The sequence below is a fragment of the Rhizobium lusitanum genome, assembly GCF_014189535.1.
Taxonomy (GTDB): domain Bacteria; phylum Pseudomonadota; class Alphaproteobacteria; order Rhizobiales; family Rhizobiaceae; genus Rhizobium; species Rhizobium lusitanum_C.
In genome coordinates this window covers 1,470,079-1,485,440 of the sequence record NZ_CP050308.1, presented here as the reverse complement: position 1 = coordinate 1,485,440, position 15,362 = coordinate 1,470,079, and the positions used below count along the sequence as shown (strand labels likewise).

At 57.4% G+C, this 15,362-nt stretch carries 19 protein-coding genes; 1 reads left to right on the top strand and 18 read right to left on the bottom strand.

Annotated features, from left to right (window positions below; all coding sequences use genetic code 11):
- The first annotated feature begins 1,012 nt into the window (after positions 1-1,012).
- A complete protein-coding gene (locus HB780_RS20900; RefSeq protein ID WP_183695977.1) occupies positions 1,013-2,002 on the top strand; it encodes a GSCFA domain-containing protein in 990 nt (329 codons plus the stop codon).
- On the opposite strand, the gene HB780_RS20895 is transcribed toward HB780_RS20900, so the two are convergent.
- The 18 genes from HB780_RS20895 to HB780_RS20815 all read right to left on the bottom strand — a co-directional run bounded on the left by HB780_RS20895 (position 1,995) and on the right by HB780_RS20815 (position 15,267).
- Positions 1,995-2,195, bottom strand: a complete 201-nt coding sequence (locus tag HB780_RS20895; RefSeq protein ID WP_183695974.1) for a hypothetical protein — start codon at positions 2,193-2,195, stop codon at positions 1,995-1,997. The two genes, HB780_RS20900 and HB780_RS20895, sit on opposite strands and share 8 nt — an antisense overlap.
- 18 nt (positions 2,196-2,213) lie before the next feature.
- Complete coding sequence (locus tag HB780_RS20890; RefSeq protein WP_183695971.1) at positions 2,214-4,940, bottom strand: hypothetical protein; 2,727 nt, start codon at positions 4,938-4,940, stop codon at positions 2,214-2,216.
- Positions 4,941-5,031: 91 nt separating this feature from the next.
- Positions 5,032-6,654 carry a terminase large subunit gene (locus tag HB780_RS20885; RefSeq protein WP_286203154.1) on the bottom strand — a complete coding sequence of 541 codons (1,623 nt, stop codon included), beginning with the start codon at positions 6,652-6,654 and terminating at the stop codon, positions 5,032-5,034.
- Positions 6,623-7,027, bottom strand: a complete 405-nt coding sequence (locus HB780_RS20880) for a phage terminase small subunit P27 family (protein WP_183695968.1) — start codon at positions 7,025-7,027, stop codon at positions 6,623-6,625. The genes HB780_RS20885 and HB780_RS20880 overlap by 32 nt, the downstream gene beginning before the upstream one ends.
- Before the next feature lie 8 nt (positions 7,028-7,035).
- Positions 7,036-7,326 (bottom strand): head-tail connector protein, encoded by a 291-nt coding sequence (locus HB780_RS20875; RefSeq protein WP_183695965.1) that lies wholly within the window; start codon positions 7,324-7,326, stop codon positions 7,036-7,038.
- A 285-nt stretch (positions 7,327-7,611) separates the two neighbouring features.
- The gene (locus HB780_RS20870; RefSeq protein WP_183695963.1) at positions 7,612-7,959 is read right to left on the bottom strand and encodes an HNH endonuclease; all 348 of its coding nucleotides are present in this window, start codon (positions 7,957-7,959) and stop codon (positions 7,612-7,614) included.
- 154 nt (positions 7,960-8,113) lie between these two features.
- Complete coding sequence (locus HB780_RS20865) at positions 8,114-8,494, bottom strand: hypothetical protein (protein WP_183695959.1); 381 nt, start codon at positions 8,492-8,494, stop codon at positions 8,114-8,116.
- A gap of 72 nt (positions 8,495-8,566) precedes the next feature.
- A complete protein-coding gene (locus HB780_RS20860; protein WP_183695956.1) occupies positions 8,567-9,718 on the bottom strand; it encodes a phage major capsid protein in 1,152 nt (383 codons plus the stop codon).
- On the bottom strand, positions 9,715-10,251 hold the full coding sequence (locus HB780_RS20855; RefSeq protein ID WP_183695953.1) for an HK97 family phage prohead protease: 537 nt from the start codon (positions 10,249-10,251) through the stop codon (positions 9,715-9,717). The genes HB780_RS20860 and HB780_RS20855 overlap by 4 nt, the downstream gene beginning before the upstream one ends.
- The gene (locus HB780_RS20850) at positions 10,241-11,446 is read right to left on the bottom strand and encodes a phage portal protein (protein ID WP_210334184.1); all 1,206 of its coding nucleotides are present in this window, start codon (positions 11,444-11,446) and stop codon (positions 10,241-10,243) included. The genes HB780_RS20855 and HB780_RS20850 overlap by 11 nt, the downstream gene beginning before the upstream one ends.
- The gene (locus HB780_RS33135) at positions 11,427-11,555 is read right to left on the bottom strand and encodes a hypothetical protein (RefSeq protein ID WP_286203153.1); all 129 of its coding nucleotides are present in this window, start codon (positions 11,553-11,555) and stop codon (positions 11,427-11,429) included. Before HB780_RS33135 ends, HB780_RS20850 begins: the two co-directional genes overlap by 20 nt.
- A 52-nt stretch (positions 11,556-11,607) precedes the next feature.
- The gene (locus HB780_RS20845; RefSeq protein WP_183695950.1) at positions 11,608-11,853 is read right to left on the bottom strand and encodes a hypothetical protein; all 246 of its coding nucleotides are present in this window, start codon (positions 11,851-11,853) and stop codon (positions 11,608-11,610) included.
- A gap of 506 nt (positions 11,854-12,359) precedes the next feature.
- On the bottom strand, positions 12,360-12,812 hold the full coding sequence (locus tag HB780_RS20840) for a hypothetical protein (protein WP_183695948.1): 453 nt from the start codon (positions 12,810-12,812) through the stop codon (positions 12,360-12,362).
- Between the two features lie 184 nt (positions 12,813-12,996).
- A complete protein-coding gene (locus HB780_RS20835; protein WP_183695946.1) occupies positions 12,997-13,188 on the bottom strand; it encodes a hypothetical protein in 192 nt (63 codons plus the stop codon).
- 137 nt (positions 13,189-13,325) lie between these two features.
- A complete protein-coding gene (locus HB780_RS20830) occupies positions 13,326-14,585 on the bottom strand; it encodes an AAA family ATPase (RefSeq protein WP_183695943.1) in 1,260 nt (419 codons plus the stop codon).
- Positions 14,566-14,730: a hypothetical protein gene (locus HB780_RS20825; protein ID WP_183695940.1), complete on the bottom strand. Its 165-nt coding sequence runs from the start codon at positions 14,728-14,730 to the stop codon at positions 14,566-14,568. The genes HB780_RS20830 and HB780_RS20825 overlap by 20 nt, the downstream gene beginning before the upstream one ends.
- Positions 14,731-14,755: 25 nt before the next feature.
- Positions 14,756-15,055: a hypothetical protein gene (locus HB780_RS20820; protein ID WP_183695938.1), complete on the bottom strand. Its 300-nt coding sequence runs from the start codon at positions 15,053-15,055 to the stop codon at positions 14,756-14,758.
- Positions 15,052-15,267, bottom strand: a complete 216-nt coding sequence (locus tag HB780_RS20815) for a helix-turn-helix domain-containing protein (RefSeq protein WP_183695935.1) — start codon at positions 15,265-15,267, stop codon at positions 15,052-15,054. Before HB780_RS20815 ends, HB780_RS20820 begins: the two co-directional genes overlap by 4 nt.
- Positions 15,268-15,362: the final 95 nt, after the last annotated feature.

Sequence of the window (15,362 nt, the reverse complement as noted above, 5' to 3'; positions counted from 1 at the left end):
GACGCTCAATGGCGTTGAACACCCCGTGATCTACAAACTTAGATATGAAGCAGACGCCAATACGCACTCGACGATCGGATACCTAAGCGGCCTCCCGTATAGCGCCATCGAACCCCACCCTCAAGATGATCGTATTCCGCTAACGCTTCACACCGGTCAAACGGTCGGCATCGCCATTTTTGGTGGCGATCCATGCCGAATTCGTGTCAATACGCCTATGCCGGGTCTCGGCTAAGCACGGCAACAACGGCGCCGTCTCGACTGCGGACGAAGTTTTGTCCCGCACGAGACCGTAGCCACTGGGTTCCATCCGTTAAAGCAAGCGGCTCCATCGGTATTTCCTCGGCCTCCACCCATCCGTGAGTGGCGGCTAGGCGAGAAAACTCGGCGCTGCCGACCACGGGTACACTATCTAGTCTTGTCATTCTTCCTGAGCCTTTCATTAGCACATCGGCTCTGCACATGGCCAAATCCGCCAGCGATCTTTGAAAGCTGTACACCGAGGACACCTTTATCGTCGGGGATACAGGAATCTGCATCCGTGCCTGTTAACCGCCGAGAAGAACTTCGCGTGGTTCATTGGATGATCCTTTGGAAAGAAAAGGCCCGCGTGAGCGAGCGGGTAGCAGAGTGCGCGATACAGATTTCATCCGCCGAACGACGAGTTAGCCGTTGTATCCATTGAGATCGACAGCTTCGAGGCTGCGATTTAGGAAGTGAACCGATCGCTTGTTGATCCAGAAACCATGCTCGTCGCATGCCCGGATGATGAGACCCCCGACCTCGTAGGGATGGAATTAATGGAGAACCCGGACAAGCGGTATTCCATAACCCAATTCAGAAATTTCCGAATTGTAAGAGCAAGCGAGATCAACTGAAGGAAGCCTTGATCGCCGTTTTTTCATCACGATCTGGAAAAGTTCGGAAAAATTTATCGACCAATGCGAGCGTATAGACAAAACTAAATCAACCCCCCATAAGAGGACGCTCGTGTCCTGTTGGGGGAAAACTGATGCCTATTTTCGACATTGCTTTTGACGACGCTCAAAGAAACCTACGATCAAACCTGTTTTCACGCTGGTACTCGAAGAACGATCCGAAGCCGGAAAATGCCGTAGAGCGCATGAAGGCCGGAACGATCAAGCCGCTGGTCAATGCCAATCATCAGCTCAAGCAAGACGACAAGATCTTCACCATCGGATCGTGCTTCGCCCGAAATGTCGAGAAAGCACTGCACGATACCGGCTTCAACGTGACGTCGCTTGCCGACGAAACGGATCTGGCGATCAAGGGGAAATCGGATTACCTCAACCGCTACAACACCTTTTCCATCCTGCACGAGCTGGAGAATGCGGCGGGACTGATCGATCTCCCGGATGAACTGGCCTTCTCAAAGACCAGCAACGGGAAATACGTCGACTTCTACTCCCACCCGATCCTCGAGCCGACGAGCCTGGAATTCGTCAAGGCTGCGCGGCAATGGCTGACATCATACTTCGCCCGAGCTTTCGAAGCTGACGTTGTCACGATCACCCTCGGCCTGATCGAATGCTGGTACGATCGCGAGGCCGGCCGCTATATCAATTTCGCGCCGATCTTCGGCAGTTCCGATCAGAGAACGCAGCTCATCACTGACAGTGATCGTTTCAATTTCCGGGTTCTCTCCTATGAGGAGAACATGCAGAACCTCGACGAGATCTACGATCTGCTGGTCGAGAAAAACCCGAATGTGAAGATCATCGTCACGGTTTCACCGGTCAGGATGAGCGCGACATTTACGCAGCGCGATGTTGTCGTCGCAAACACGCTCTCGAAGTCCATGCTACGGACGTGCGCGGAAAGCTGGCAGCGCCGACATCCGGACAGGATAGACTATTTCCCGAGCTATGAAGTGGCGACCCTGTCGGATCCCCGGAAGGTCTGGGGTCCGGATGGCATCCATGTCTATCGCGTTTTTGTTGACGAGATCATGGCGCACTTTAAGGAAGTCTACGTCAAGTAGAGGTGCTGGATTGCGCCTCGATAGCAGCGACGCCGGCTTGCAGCTTGGCAAGGGCATCAGTCATGATGCCATAGGCCGCAAGTTCGTCTCCCTTGCTGATAAACTCCGCCATACCGGGATAGGCGAGGATAGCTTTTGCGGCATCGAGCAACTGTTCTTCCGGCGCGATTTCTGTTGTCTGTTCGGTCGTCATTAACATACTCCTTTGATATCAAGTTCCTGCGAAGTCAGCCTCGCCTTTCCACACGACAAGCGCAATCGCTACCAGCGGTGCAGGGAAGGTTACAGTAAGGTTCGTGGCATCGGCGGTGACCCTTGGATTAGCCGCCTCAGCCGTATTGCCCTTGGCATCCCACCACGCCGGTATTTTATAAAGCCCGTGCGGTATTGTTACTGAGGTCGCGCCCGCCGCTACGGATACTTGTCCGCGTGCAGCTGTTGTCAGGCCCACGACATTGTTTGCTCTGCTAGGCTGCCCGCTCATGACAGCAGAGCTCCCAGAGGCTGTTACTTGCCCCCCAAATAGGCGGACGCCGCTACTGGCTACCAATTTAAGCAGGTAATCCACGTTGGCCGAAGAAAACTCAAAGCCGAAGAAGTTAATTCGACCCGTAGTATTGATCTCGCATAGCGCCGTAGCCGCAACAGCGTTGACATTGCCGTTGTAGGCACCACCGCCGAAGAAATTAATTCCTGCAGCCCCCGTGCCGATAAGCATGGTCTGCAACTTACTCGCGTCAGAACTGAAGCGTAGGAAGTCAACTCTCTGAGTTGAACCGGTCGTGATTAGGGCGATACCATCCGCATAAGATTCATAGCCGATCTTACATTTTCGAACGTTGTTCAGCACGAGACCAGCTGTGACCGATGTGCGGCTGTTCAGACTGTGGATCACAATCCCCTGTCCGGCTACGGTTCCAACGTCCGTGATAACAACATTGTTTGTGCCACCAACGGCAAAGATATGCTCGATCTCAATATTCTGCGGTGCCCTAGCCACGGCCGTGCCTGTAGTTACTGTGCTCGGTATAATTCTGAGCAGGTCTGGCGACCCTACCCCCTTCTCAGATCCAAGCTTGAGCTTGCCGCCCCAGAAAGATATTACGCCGCGGAGCTCCATGCCGCTGTTTCCGCGCCAGCCGGATTCAATGTCAAAGAAGGTGACGTCCGATGTGTTCTCGATCACCGGGCCGTAGAGGTCCCACATGCCGAAGACACGGGTGATTGTGCCGAACGCATTGGTGCCGCTGTCGATAAAGAACGCCTGCCCGACACCCTGGGCCATACGTGTAGCTTCGACATCCGTAATGGCCGCCGTCGAATTGAAGTAAATTTTGCCGATATCAACCCACTGCGTCTTAAAGCCATCGGGTCCGATATTGGCGATATCGCTAGTGATGCGCAAAAGGCGCCCTTGATAGTTGCTTCCTTCGATGTTTTCGAGACGCGATGCGTATACGTTAACGAAGGCAAACGCTTCGTCGCCACCAACAGGGTTAGCCACCGAATAGTCTGCCGTCTGACCGCCGCCGCTTACCTTGCAAGTGAACTTGCCGCCACGGGCGTTTCGGATGGTGAGTGCTCTGCCGATGCCTGCATCCGGCTTGATGGACCCTTCAAACGTCAGGCTGCCGACGGAAGGAAGTCCGCTGAAATCGCGAAGAATTCCCGAGGCCATGCGATAACTGCGATTGCCTGGATAAATGAGGGCCAGATTGGAAGCGCTCGCAAACCAGTTGAGCGACACCAGCATGGCCGCAGAGTCATCCGTGATGCCATCTCCTTTCACCCCGAACACCAGCGCCGATAGACGCGAGCCTACAAGTCCCCAACGCTTGCTGCCGCTGTTGGAGGGGTGTTCTCCCGGCTGTACAGCCTCGATAGCTGCCATACGCCGGCATTGAACCGCGCCGCCGTCTCCAGCCTCATAATAACCGAGTAGTTCCACGACATCAGCAGATTCGGGGACGTTGGCGGCCGCCAGATCTGCAACGGTCTTGAACCGTACCGCGTCAGGTGCGGTAACCTGGCTTTCCAGCGTATCCAAGCGGGAATCCGCGTCGATAGCCTCCTGCGCGGCAATGCGAGCCTCAAGAGCGTCGACATCCGGAGCATAGGTCATCGCATGAGTGATATCCTCCCAGCGGATGATCTCGATGTCGGTGACCGGGCTCGTGCCATAGGTCTGAACATACGGACGAACGTAGCGCGCATCAGCCGGCGAGACGATGTCGATGCCTGTGCCGGCTGCGCGCGAGACTGTCGCTGACACCAGCGTGCGGCCAGAACCTACGTTCAGCATAGTGATGTTCTGAATAACGGTCTGAGGCGTGCCGCTATGGTTCGCGCCTTGATCATACCATGCGAGAGCACAACGCACGGCGTCGTTGGATGGATCGGAGGAGTTCGAGCGGCGCTGCACGACGAACTCGACAAGATATGTCTTGGCAGGCTCGAGCGAATAGAGCGTCCGCGTGCCGACGACGGCGGCGCCAGATAGCCGGAGAACGCGGCCGTTCTCGTCATACTTCTGCTCGCCGGTAGCGAGTGGCGCGAGCAAATATGGAACACCACCGGCCAGCGTATCAACGAAATGCTGCGGCATATCGCCGGGGCGAGCGTTGATGATATCCCCAGCCGTACCGACCAGAGCATTCGTGGCGTTTGAAACTGGTTTGTCGGCATCAGAGGTGTTGTCGACGTTGCCAAGGCCAAGCTGTGCTTTGGTCACATGGTGGGGATTGTTGTCGTTGGCTGCGTGGGCCGACAATTCGGCGTCGAGTGCAGCAATATCGGCACTATAGTCGTATCCGCCGCCGCTGCCGCTGCCGATCTGACTTTCAAGCCAAAGAAAGTATTCCCGAATGTCCGATTTAGGCGGCTGGTATGGCGCGCCGGGAGGGCCATCGCGCCAAATCTGTAATGCGCTTAACGCCATTGTTTTCTCCATGCGAAAGCGCCCCGGCAGCTAGCCAGGGCGAAAGTTGAAATTGGGGGATGGAAGACGATGCAGGCCGATAGGCGCTGGTTCAGACGACAAAAAGCGACAAATCTGAAACATCCGCATCCTCATACGAGGATCGTCCGGACGTGCCTTGGATGGCACGACCGGCGCTTATGATTGCTGCGACAGCAGGGTCGATTTTGTCGATAGATCGCTCTTTGACGGGCCGGCGGTTGCCGCTCGCGTCGGTGTAGAGAACAACGTTGCCGATTGCCCATCGAAGCAAGGGATTGCCACCATGGACGAACTTGCGATCAAACATGGTGGCCTCGAAGTCGATAACGGGCCGCGCAAACGTCGAGATGTTCTGCGGAAACTCGGCGACTGGAAGGCCGTCGTCTTCCAACGACTTCATGATGTCCTGCGCATGCCATCGGTCGAATGCGATTTCTTCGACTTGGAAGCGTTCGGCCAGGCCGCGGATATAGTTCTCGATAACGGCTAGGTCTATCGTGTCGCCGGGTGTGGCGGTCAGGTAACGCTGATCTCGCCAGAGCGCATAAGGCACGCCGTCTGTGCGCCTCCGGATGGCGCCATCAGGGCAGAACGTTTGCACATGCAGTGCTATCCGGTCATCGGCGATCGGAATTGCCATAGACACGGCGCAAAGATCGATTCTCTTGGCCAGATCTACCCCTATCCATGCGGGCCGCCCTTCAAGGGCCGCAAGATCGAGATCGCCAGCATTCTCGTCCCAAACGGCCAAATCCCATTCGGGGTTTGCTGTGCCGTCCAGCCAGATATTGAGGTGGAGCTGCCGAAACATCTCGCGGTCGGCCGGCCGGTGCTCCGCCTCGCGAACCATCTGGCGCATGCCATCGATATCTGGATACGGCGGATTGCAGGAAAGGCCGGGATTCACTCGAAGCCAAACGGCCTCGTCGCGCCAGTCTTCGTCTGGTTCGGCTTCGAAAAGAATTGGCAGAAAGGCATCGTCTTCGATCTGACGAGTCGCCACCGCCTTAGCGTATCGGTACATCTCGTAAGCGATGTTCTCATGGCCGATGCCTGCCGTAGTGGTGACGACGAGCAAGCTGCCTGGCGTCTTCACAAGGCCAGTTTTGATGGCGTCCCAGAGATCTCGCTTTTTCCACGCGTGGAGCTCGTCCACCAAAGCGAAGACAGGTGTGCGTCCGTGCGCCGTGGCGGCATCAGCGGACATCGCCCGATAATAGGCGCTGCTCCTTCGGTGAGTGATGCGGTTCTTTGTGTCCTGAACCTGAAACGCTTCATCGAGACGCGGATGGGCGCTGATAACGCCCTTCATCTCTTCGAGAGCAATACGGGCCTGGTCTCGATCCACCGCAGCGGACACGACCTGGCTGCCCGGTATGCGCTCCGGCCCGAGGTGAAGCATGGCCAAAGCCGCGCCGAGGGTGGTCTTTCTATTGCCGCGCGGGATAAGCGCGAAAACGGTCTTGATGCGGCGCGTTCCGTCCGGCTTCGTATCGCCGTAGACCTTGCGGATGATGCGTTCCTGCCAACGGTCTAACTGGAAAGCGCGGCCAGGTGCCGTCGATTTGGGATGCCTCAGGGCCTTGAGGAAGGCTACGGCGCGCTCACCTTTGCCGTGCGGATCCGGAATCGGGGAATTGTCGAATACCCATGCTGGGTAGCTAGATGTCACCGAGGGCGTCGTCATCGTCATTGCCGGCGGCGCCTCCTCTGTTCTTTGTTCTGCTGGCTGGTGTCAAACCAAGCTCCGCGGCGAGCCTGCGAGAGGCTTCGACGGCTTCCTTGACGAGAGTTGTGGCTGGGTGGCGCTTCAATTCACCGGTCGGCGAGACGTATGTCGGGCCATCCTTTGCGACGATAGCCTCGGCCGTCCGCATGTTCGCAACGGCCAGGCAATAGGCTTCAACCGTGCCGAGTTCGTGGGCTGCAATCTTCCGATCGACGACAAGTTGCGGTACGACGCGGCGCCATTCCGCCTTAGCATGGGCGGGTAGCCACTTCGGAGCCGGTGGGGCTGAGGAAAGCGCGCCGTCGAGGGCGGATACTTGGGCCTTACGACCGCGCATGAGACACCTCATTCAAAGGAATACGACCGCCGTTCGCGAACCACGTCCCAAACGGACATCGGCACTTCGAACAGATTGACGCCCGTGGCCTCCCGGTTCTCGTAGAAGTGGGCGACTAGGGCGAGCACGGCCTGCTTTAGGTCAGCCGGCACGGTTTCAAACTCTTCCTCGATCGCAAACCCTAGCAGGCTCTCAATGTGAGCCTGCGCGGCTTCGATCTTGCCCTCGATGAGGTTGTCGTCGTCATCAAAGAAGACGTTCATGTGCGCCTTTGCGGCGACAAGGTCGATGATTGGCATAGGATGAAATTTCCAATTCGAGGTTATACCGAAGAAGCTACCCACGCTGGTCCCGGCGGGTTTGGGGGAAATTGCGAGGGTGGGGGGCTTTGCGGTACGCTGGCGCGACCTTGGAGGTGGAGATGGACGCAAAGACCGCAGCAAACGAGATCCGCTATGTCATCGAGGGCGAACTGGCTGATGCTCGCAGTGCAGCTCGCAACGGGGAGGGTGAACGAGCGCGACGACGGGTAGACGATGCATGTGATCGTCTGAATTACATTGCCGGTCTGTTGGATGCTCTCGCTAACGCCCAAAGCCACCCTCGCTCTTGATGGCTTTCCGTCTGTTGCAGATGTCGTGGTAGGGCTGCCAATTTGACCGGCTCCAGAACAGGCGAGCGTCACCCTTCGGCGCAACGATATGGTCGACCATGTTGGCCTCGCGACCGCATCCGCAGGCGCATAGCGGGCTGCCTAATGCAGCGAGCCAGGCTTTGCTCTCCTTGGCCCACTTACCATCATAGCCACGGCTGGCCGCGCTGCCTCGGCGCTCGTCGTTCGCCTTTTGCGCGGCAACTGCACGGCGCTCTCGGCACTCACATCGCGTACCCTTGGGGACGCTGAAGCCGCATGGGCAAATGACGTTGACCATTATTGCTCCTGATAGGGGTGGGGCGGGTTCAGTAGGCCCGCCCCGTGCGCGGTTACCAGCCGCTAGGTATGCTCACGATGGATGAAGGATAGGTGGCGGGCCATCGCGAGCTTACGGCGCTGCCTGGCACCGTGGAGCACCCCGCCGGATGGTGTTATGCTACAGGCCGGCTTGAGGCGTGGCCCTTGGTGACTAGAACGCTGGCCGCAATGGATGTGCCGGAGTTCAGCGTCAGCACGCTACGGATGTAGCGCTTGTTGCCGATGTATGAGGCCTTGGCAGTGGTGCTTGCCAGCAAAACGGCGGGCAGGGCGCCAGTTAGATCGCCGGCCGCTACATCCGTGAACGTCACGTTGTCGTCGGACTCCTGCACCTTTGGCGTAAAGTTGCCGGAGCCGGCAATGGCGCCCGTGCTGATGACGACTGCAGCGCTGTCGAAGCCAAGCAGGTCAACGCCAGTGCCGGTTGCTGTTGCGGTGAGAACGGCAGGCACTACGGACTGAACGAAGCCGAGGTTATGTGCGAGATCACGCATGGAAAATCCTTATGGAAAGAGAAAGGGGCCGCCCGAAGGCAGCCCCGAATAGATGTTCCGGATGGGAACGGCTTAGGAAGCGGCGCATTTGATCTTGCGTAGCGCTTCGGCCTTGACGAGGCCGCCACCAACGCGACGACGCGCATGGAATCGCACTTTGCCCGTAGTTGCCAGGCTGTAAGGATCGCGGAGTATCGACATGGCAACGCGATCGTAGATGCGATACGCGGCATTGAAGTCGCCAAGGATGATCGGGAAAAGGCCAGCGCCTTCATCAGGCATGTCAGGCGCTTCGATGACAGGGCGGCCAAGGATCGTGCCCGGCTCGCCGGCCTGGATGCCTGGTTGCCACAGATAATTTTTATTTGCGTCCTTCAATTTCCGGACGCTGCCAAGCGTCGTGCCGTTCATCATGAACACTGCCTTGGAGCGGTAGGCAGCAGGCAGATCATAAAGCGCGGTGATCAGCGAATTCGCCTGACCGTCTGCGTCTGCGATCGAACTGGCCGAACCGGATACGACTTCAACAATACCCTGGCCAGCAGTCATGAAGCCTAGAGGCTTCTTGGTGCCATCGCCGGAGATAAAGCTGATGCCCTCAAGCCTGCCGAACTCTTCGCCAAGATCCATGGCGACTTCCGACTCAACGTTGACCGCAGCGTCTTCGAGAAGCTGGACCGATACGTCGACGAAGGCCGCCATTTCGTGGATGCTGATTTCAATCTGGCCGTAGGCAGACTCGGTTCCGGTGCGCGTTTCTGTTTCACCGACCCAATTGGCTGTAGGCGTTCCGGTGCGCTTCGGAAGGATGACAGAGGACGCTGCGGTGGAACCAACGCGAGCCGCCTGGCGAACCGGCGAGAACTCGACGATGTTCTTGATGATCTCGGTGGAGAATTCTGCCGGGGCCAAATATCCGCCGCGCGTGTCATCGGCAACGACGAGCGCCTTGGCTTCATCGGCCGGCATGCGCTGCTCGCCAAACTTCAGGAAGCTGGCGAATGCCTTACGTTCGGGCGTTGGCTCGTTGTCGTTGTCTGCTTTGCCGGTGATGATGTTCGGGCGGGCGAGCTTCGTTTCGAGTTCGGCAATGCGAGCGACAAGCTTATTGTCGTTATCTGCCTTGGCCTTAACCTCGGTCGTCAGCGCGTCTAGCGCGGTTTTGACTTCGACGATCGGATCTTCGGAGTCGGATTTGTATTCGAGTTTCAGAGCAGCGCTCATTTGGATTCCTTGATTTTGCGGGTAGTGTCGTTGATGGCGGCGACGAGCTCTGAAAAGCTGGTGGCCTGTTGCTTGACGGCTGAAATAGTCGCAGCCTCATTCATCGCGAACGTCACGATAGAAACCTCGCGAAGTTCAACTTCGTGCAGGAGGCGAGTACCCTGCTTGCGGTCCAGTTCGTCGCGCACCGTCCGGTAGCCGATTGAAAGCGAGTCATATGCGCCCGCCTTCATCAATTCGTAGGTTTCGCGACCTTTGACCGTCTCGAGGATGAGGCGCCCGGTGGCTTTGAGCCCCTTGGCGTCTTCCTCGAACTTTAGCCAGATGCCGACCGGCTCGCGCGTATCGTGCTGGAGAAGCATCTTGACCTTGCCGGCAGGGTAGGCCGCTAGCGACTTCTTGAAGGCGCCTGGCATGACGACGTCACGACCGCGGTCCTTGACGCCGAAGACGCTCGCGTAGCCGGTGAATGTGCCGTCCTCGGCAATTGCCTTCGTGTCGAATTCAACAAGGTTTCCGGGGCTATTTGCCATTGGCTGCCTCCTTGGATGGTGGGGTGTTGTCGTTGGCCGGTTTGGCTACGTCGATCGCCGGGTTAGCGTATTTGTCGCCGCCATCGTAGGGCGCGTAGCCATCCCATGCCCGCAGCTCGTTCGGGTTGTAGACCCGGCTCGAAATTAGGGATGAATATGCCGTGGCGCGGGATACGAGGTCGGCTTGGCTCGTATCGTCGAGGTCGAATGCGAACCGATGGTCGGCGCGCTCTGCGTCCGTGAGCAGGACACGGTTGAATGCGCCCTCAAGCACCTTCAGCCACGGCAACAAGGTATAAGTAACAAAGTCCTTCGACTGGCTCTCCGCATTATTCCAAGTCGCCCTGGTCAACTCGTACAGCATCGCTGGACTGACCCTGAATGCCCGGGCAATCTCTAGTATTTGGAAGGTCCGGCTCTCATTGAACTGCCCATCAACGGACGTCAAAGCCATTTGCTGGTACGTCGCACCTTCATAGAGGACAGCCGTTTTTCCGGCATTTGCCTTACCGCTGAAAGCCGCTTTCCAGCCGGCCAGCATTGCCTTGACGCCTTCCGTGCCTAGCTTGTTTGGTGTTTGGATCACGCCGCCAGGACGAGCGCCGTTGGTCCATAGGCCGTTGGCATATCCCTCCATTGCCGACGCCGTGGCGATTGCGCTGCGCGCCATACTGAGCGGGCATTTCGTGAACGGACCGCGGACACGCATGACGTTTTTCGAGGACGCGAACTGGCCGCCGACCCGATATTTCGGCTCGCCTGTTTTGTCGTCTTCGTCGACCGTGATAATCGAGTCGCGATAAATGATCAGTTCCCGCGGCTCGTCGTTGACCTTGGTGACGTAGCAGAGAGCACCAGCGTCCTTTGTGAGCGCACCGGCAACGAGATCGCGGATCAACTCGAAACCGCTGGTCCAGCCGTTTGCCTGGCCGGTGAGGAGACGAAGGCCAGAATGGTCCGTAACGTCTTCTTCAGCATCGCCAACACGGCGCTTTAGCTTCAGGTCCAGGCTTGCCGCAGCTTCGCTGATGATACGGACGGCTGCCGACACGGCAGGCACGGCAAGCGCCTCAGCGTTGCTGATCGACGTACCGGCCGGGATGGCACCAAAGAGCTCAAGCAGTTCAGACGTCGGATCTCCGAGGGATTTCTGTTCCACGACGACTGGCGCGGCCTTACTTTGAAAAGGCCACAAAGGCGGTCTCCTTTATTTGTTCGGATACTGAGACGACGTCGGCAGCGATATCGCCGATCGGCAGCACGATCATGGAGCCGCTGCCAGGCAAGGCAGGAAGGCCCGTCATCACGCGCCCCGATGTTGCTGACACCGACAGGACGGGAATGATAAGAAGCGCATCAGCGGGCGGTGGCGTGGCAAGGTGTTCGAACGCTTGCGCTATGGCGGTAGGCCAGCTCAAGCTCGTAGGCAACGCGAAGGACGGTGATGTCTTTGGCGGAGAACCAGCGACGGGAACCGCGGCGTTCTGAGTAGAGCGGCGCGAGCGGTTTGGTGCGGTGAAGCACGACGTCGAGAGTTACGGGATGCAGGCCGCTTAATGAGGCGGCTTCGGCGCGCGTTAAGACGCGATCCTGCCAGGTCATGGCGGACTCCTTCCAGATGAAAGTTTTTCGATTGGGCAAAACAAAAGCCGCTCGCCGTAGAGGACGCTCCGGCGAGCGGCTTGATCAACCAGCCGCAGAGTCACTCATGCAGCCGGGATGGTATCGCCGCCGGTTCATCCGCGGTCGGCAATTAAAAAAGCCGCCCGGTGAGGACGGCTGAAACTTGTGATGTATCTCAACCATTACCAACCTGGAGCGGTTTGGGAGACAGCAAAGGTGCGTTTTATAAACGCCAGTGTGGAAAATATAAGAAAATCAATGAAAGGGGGATTTATGGGCGCAACACACGGTTTCGCACCCTCTACTTATACTGTCCGCGAGATGGCAAAAAACCACACTTTTGGCAAAAAGCATTTATGCCGATCGGAATTGTTCAATGATTTTGATGTGCGTTCAAGTCGCGATCATTGTGACTTGTGTTCCCCTCATAAGAGTACGCAGCAACGACACACGAAAGTCAGATAATCATCGTTTTTTTCTTTCGATCACGCAGCATCCCAATCTACGGATTTCATTCTCGGCTTTCGAAACGGCACGACGATATCCTTGAACTTGGCCGCAGCCCGTGTCTCGGCTCTGGCGTATTCAAGTGCTTTTTCCAACTGCGCAATGCGTGCCGCAGCGGCTCGACGTTCCTCCGCAATCGCACCGGCCGCATGGATGGCGTGACATGCCGCAGCAAGCCTTCCTGCCGCCCACGCACGCTGCTGTGCCGCCGTTCCGTATGGTCCGGCCTCACCAGTCGCTTCAAGCGTCTCGCCATCCACGAGGCAACGTCGGGCGATTTCCAGTAGGTCGAGCGAGGCGAGGAGGGTGGCCAGAGTTTGGCCACCAAATTCCACCCAATCCGCAGCAGCCTGCGTGACCTCCCACTCTCGGCTACCGTGAGCGATGCCGGGGAAGGCTTGCCGGATATTCTTTCGGGCTTGGCTGTTCATGCTGTCCTCCTGTGTGGTCGATTGTCGTTGGAGGCAATAGTGGGCATATTTTTCCCACTATTCGCCAGCCGCTTGAGCTCACCAACAAGATCGCTCTTTTCTTCATGGAAACGATGCGGATCTCGATGCGACGGCGCCAACCGTGCGAGGCGGTCGGCTATCGCGTGCAGTTCGGCGCAGAGGGTCACAGCGGATTACCCGGCTGGCGCCTCTTGATGAATTCCTCGAACGCTAGGGCAGTGAAGCCGTCCTTGACGTACTCGACGACAAACCGAGGCGATAATTCAGAGGCGGTCGACGATATGCCGACGACACGGCAGGGAACCCATTTCCCGGCAACCTGTCTTTCGGCGAAGTATGGTTCAACTGCGAACATTTTTCTCTTTTCTATTCTTAGGGCGTGAAGGGTAACCTGCCCACCAGGGCGGGTGCGAACTCCTTCACACCCTACAGGGGGTTATAGGGGGTGTGTGGACACCGCCAGTATGAAGGGGTCTGAAGGTAGTCTGAACGTCAGGCTGAAGGCTGCTCTTCGACGGCGACGATGTGCCTCGTTCGCCTCGACGGCGGACCTTCCTCGACTATCCGAATGCGGCAAGCATCGAGCAAACGCTGCTGCGCGGCTGCAAGTTCTTTCCTCGAAAGACCGTTCGCGTCCAGATGGTTGGATATGATCTTCGGCGCGTACGTGGCACTTGGACTCGGGCTCAGCTTTTGGCCTTGCTGGAAGAGCTTGATGAGGGTCTCGATGAAAACGCGATCGGCCTTCGCGGCGACGAGCATGGAGCCGACAGCCGGCCTGCCGTCATCCAAGACGAACGCGCCGTCTTTCCAGCGCAATTTGATCTCGTTTCCAGTCGTGCCGTAGTTGGCCTTCATTGTCTTCAGGATGCGAAGATCTGGATCTGAATCCTTGCCATCGGGCCGTGTCAAATATAGGCGCGACCGAACCGAGTTGTTCCACGCCGTGGAGCCCGATGATCCGGTTCCGGTCTGCATGCCCTGAATCGATGGATGCGCCAGAAGTATCACTGCACAATCGAGGGATATCGCTAGCTTACGCAGCATTGCGATGAATTGGCGAACCTGTCCGCGTTTGATTTCGTCGCCACCAAACAGGTCGGCCGCGGTATCAAGCACGATAAGGCGCGGTTTGAATTCGCAGGCAAATTCGATGATCTTGGCGAATAGCGGGGTAGGATGCATGTTACCCGATCTATCAGGAACGGCTAGCAGTGCATCCTGATCGGCAAGGGAGAGAAGCCGGAACATAAATAGGAAGTCCAGATCCTGGCCGTGGGCTTTTGCGATATCAGCGAGGCGCCTGTGAAATTCCTCGGCCTCGTCCTCGGCGCCGATGTAGAGCGTACGGCCGGCCCAAGGTTCCATTTCAAGTGTGTCGAGGCTCATGGCACCAGCCGCCGCAATCTGCAGCGCTAGGAGCGATTTTCCTACGCCGCCGTCACCATTCAGAATCGTGACTTGCCGCAGCGGTATCAAGCCTTCGGAGTACCATTGTCGCGCAGGAATCGGCTCGCCGTGCCAATTGGCGGGGTTGATAAACGTTAAAGGCTCGGCGGGATTATTGTCGTTATCGTGCCGAAGCTTGACGATCGACAGGCCGCTATTTGTGACGATTTGCGTTGTTCCGTCACCCAATCGCATGAGGGACGCGAAAGAGCCAGCCCTGACAATATCGCCGGCTCCAAATGTCTCGTGCAAGACTCGGTCGCCATCTCGAAGCGGCGAATCTTTAGGCTGCGGTGCGGTCACGGGCTTCTCCGTCTAGTGCTACCGAAGCGGCGCGGGCAAGGGCTTCCGCGAAAGCGGGGGCGAAGGTGGCAAGGTTGTTGGTGTTCGAACTTGGCGGGTAGACGCGGGCGCCCCGCGGCGACTGGACGAGCTTCAGGCCGAACATGCGAATGTCGGGGGTTAGTTGGGCGTCAAAGCGCGCGACGACGTTTCCGTGCCCGCTGACGGGCCGGATTGCAATGATGTGCATCGATGTTCCTTGGGTTAGGGGTTAGAGTGACCGGCCAACCGGCCGGGCCGAACTCAACCTTCGGTCCTGTCTTCTTCTTGGGAGGTTCGGCCATCTCAGCCTCGACGGCGGCAATGGCGCCCTGTATCTCCGCAAGCTGACGAACTTGGGTGTCCGTCCAGCCCTGTCCGTTAATCATCAAATCTATCAGGCCGGAACGATTGGTCTTCAAATCTTCGAGTAGGCCGCTGAAATCGTTCATGCCGCAGTCCTCGCTTCTTCCTGCGAGGCAATCCACGCTAGCAGCGTAGACTTGCGGGCAAATAGATTGGAGCCGATGCGGTAGTGCGGCAGGTGGCCAGCAGCGACGGCGGTATAGACTTGCCGAGAGTTGAGTTTCAGGAAAGCTGCCATTTCCGCAGCTCCCTCAAGCACGTCGTCGGCAAGATTATTATCATTCGCAGATTTTTGCATTTTTTCTCCTTCGCAGGGGTTGACACGTTGTAAGTTTACAGTCTAAAAAGAGAATGGATTTTTCCGTCAATTTCATAAAAAGATATGCTGTAAAC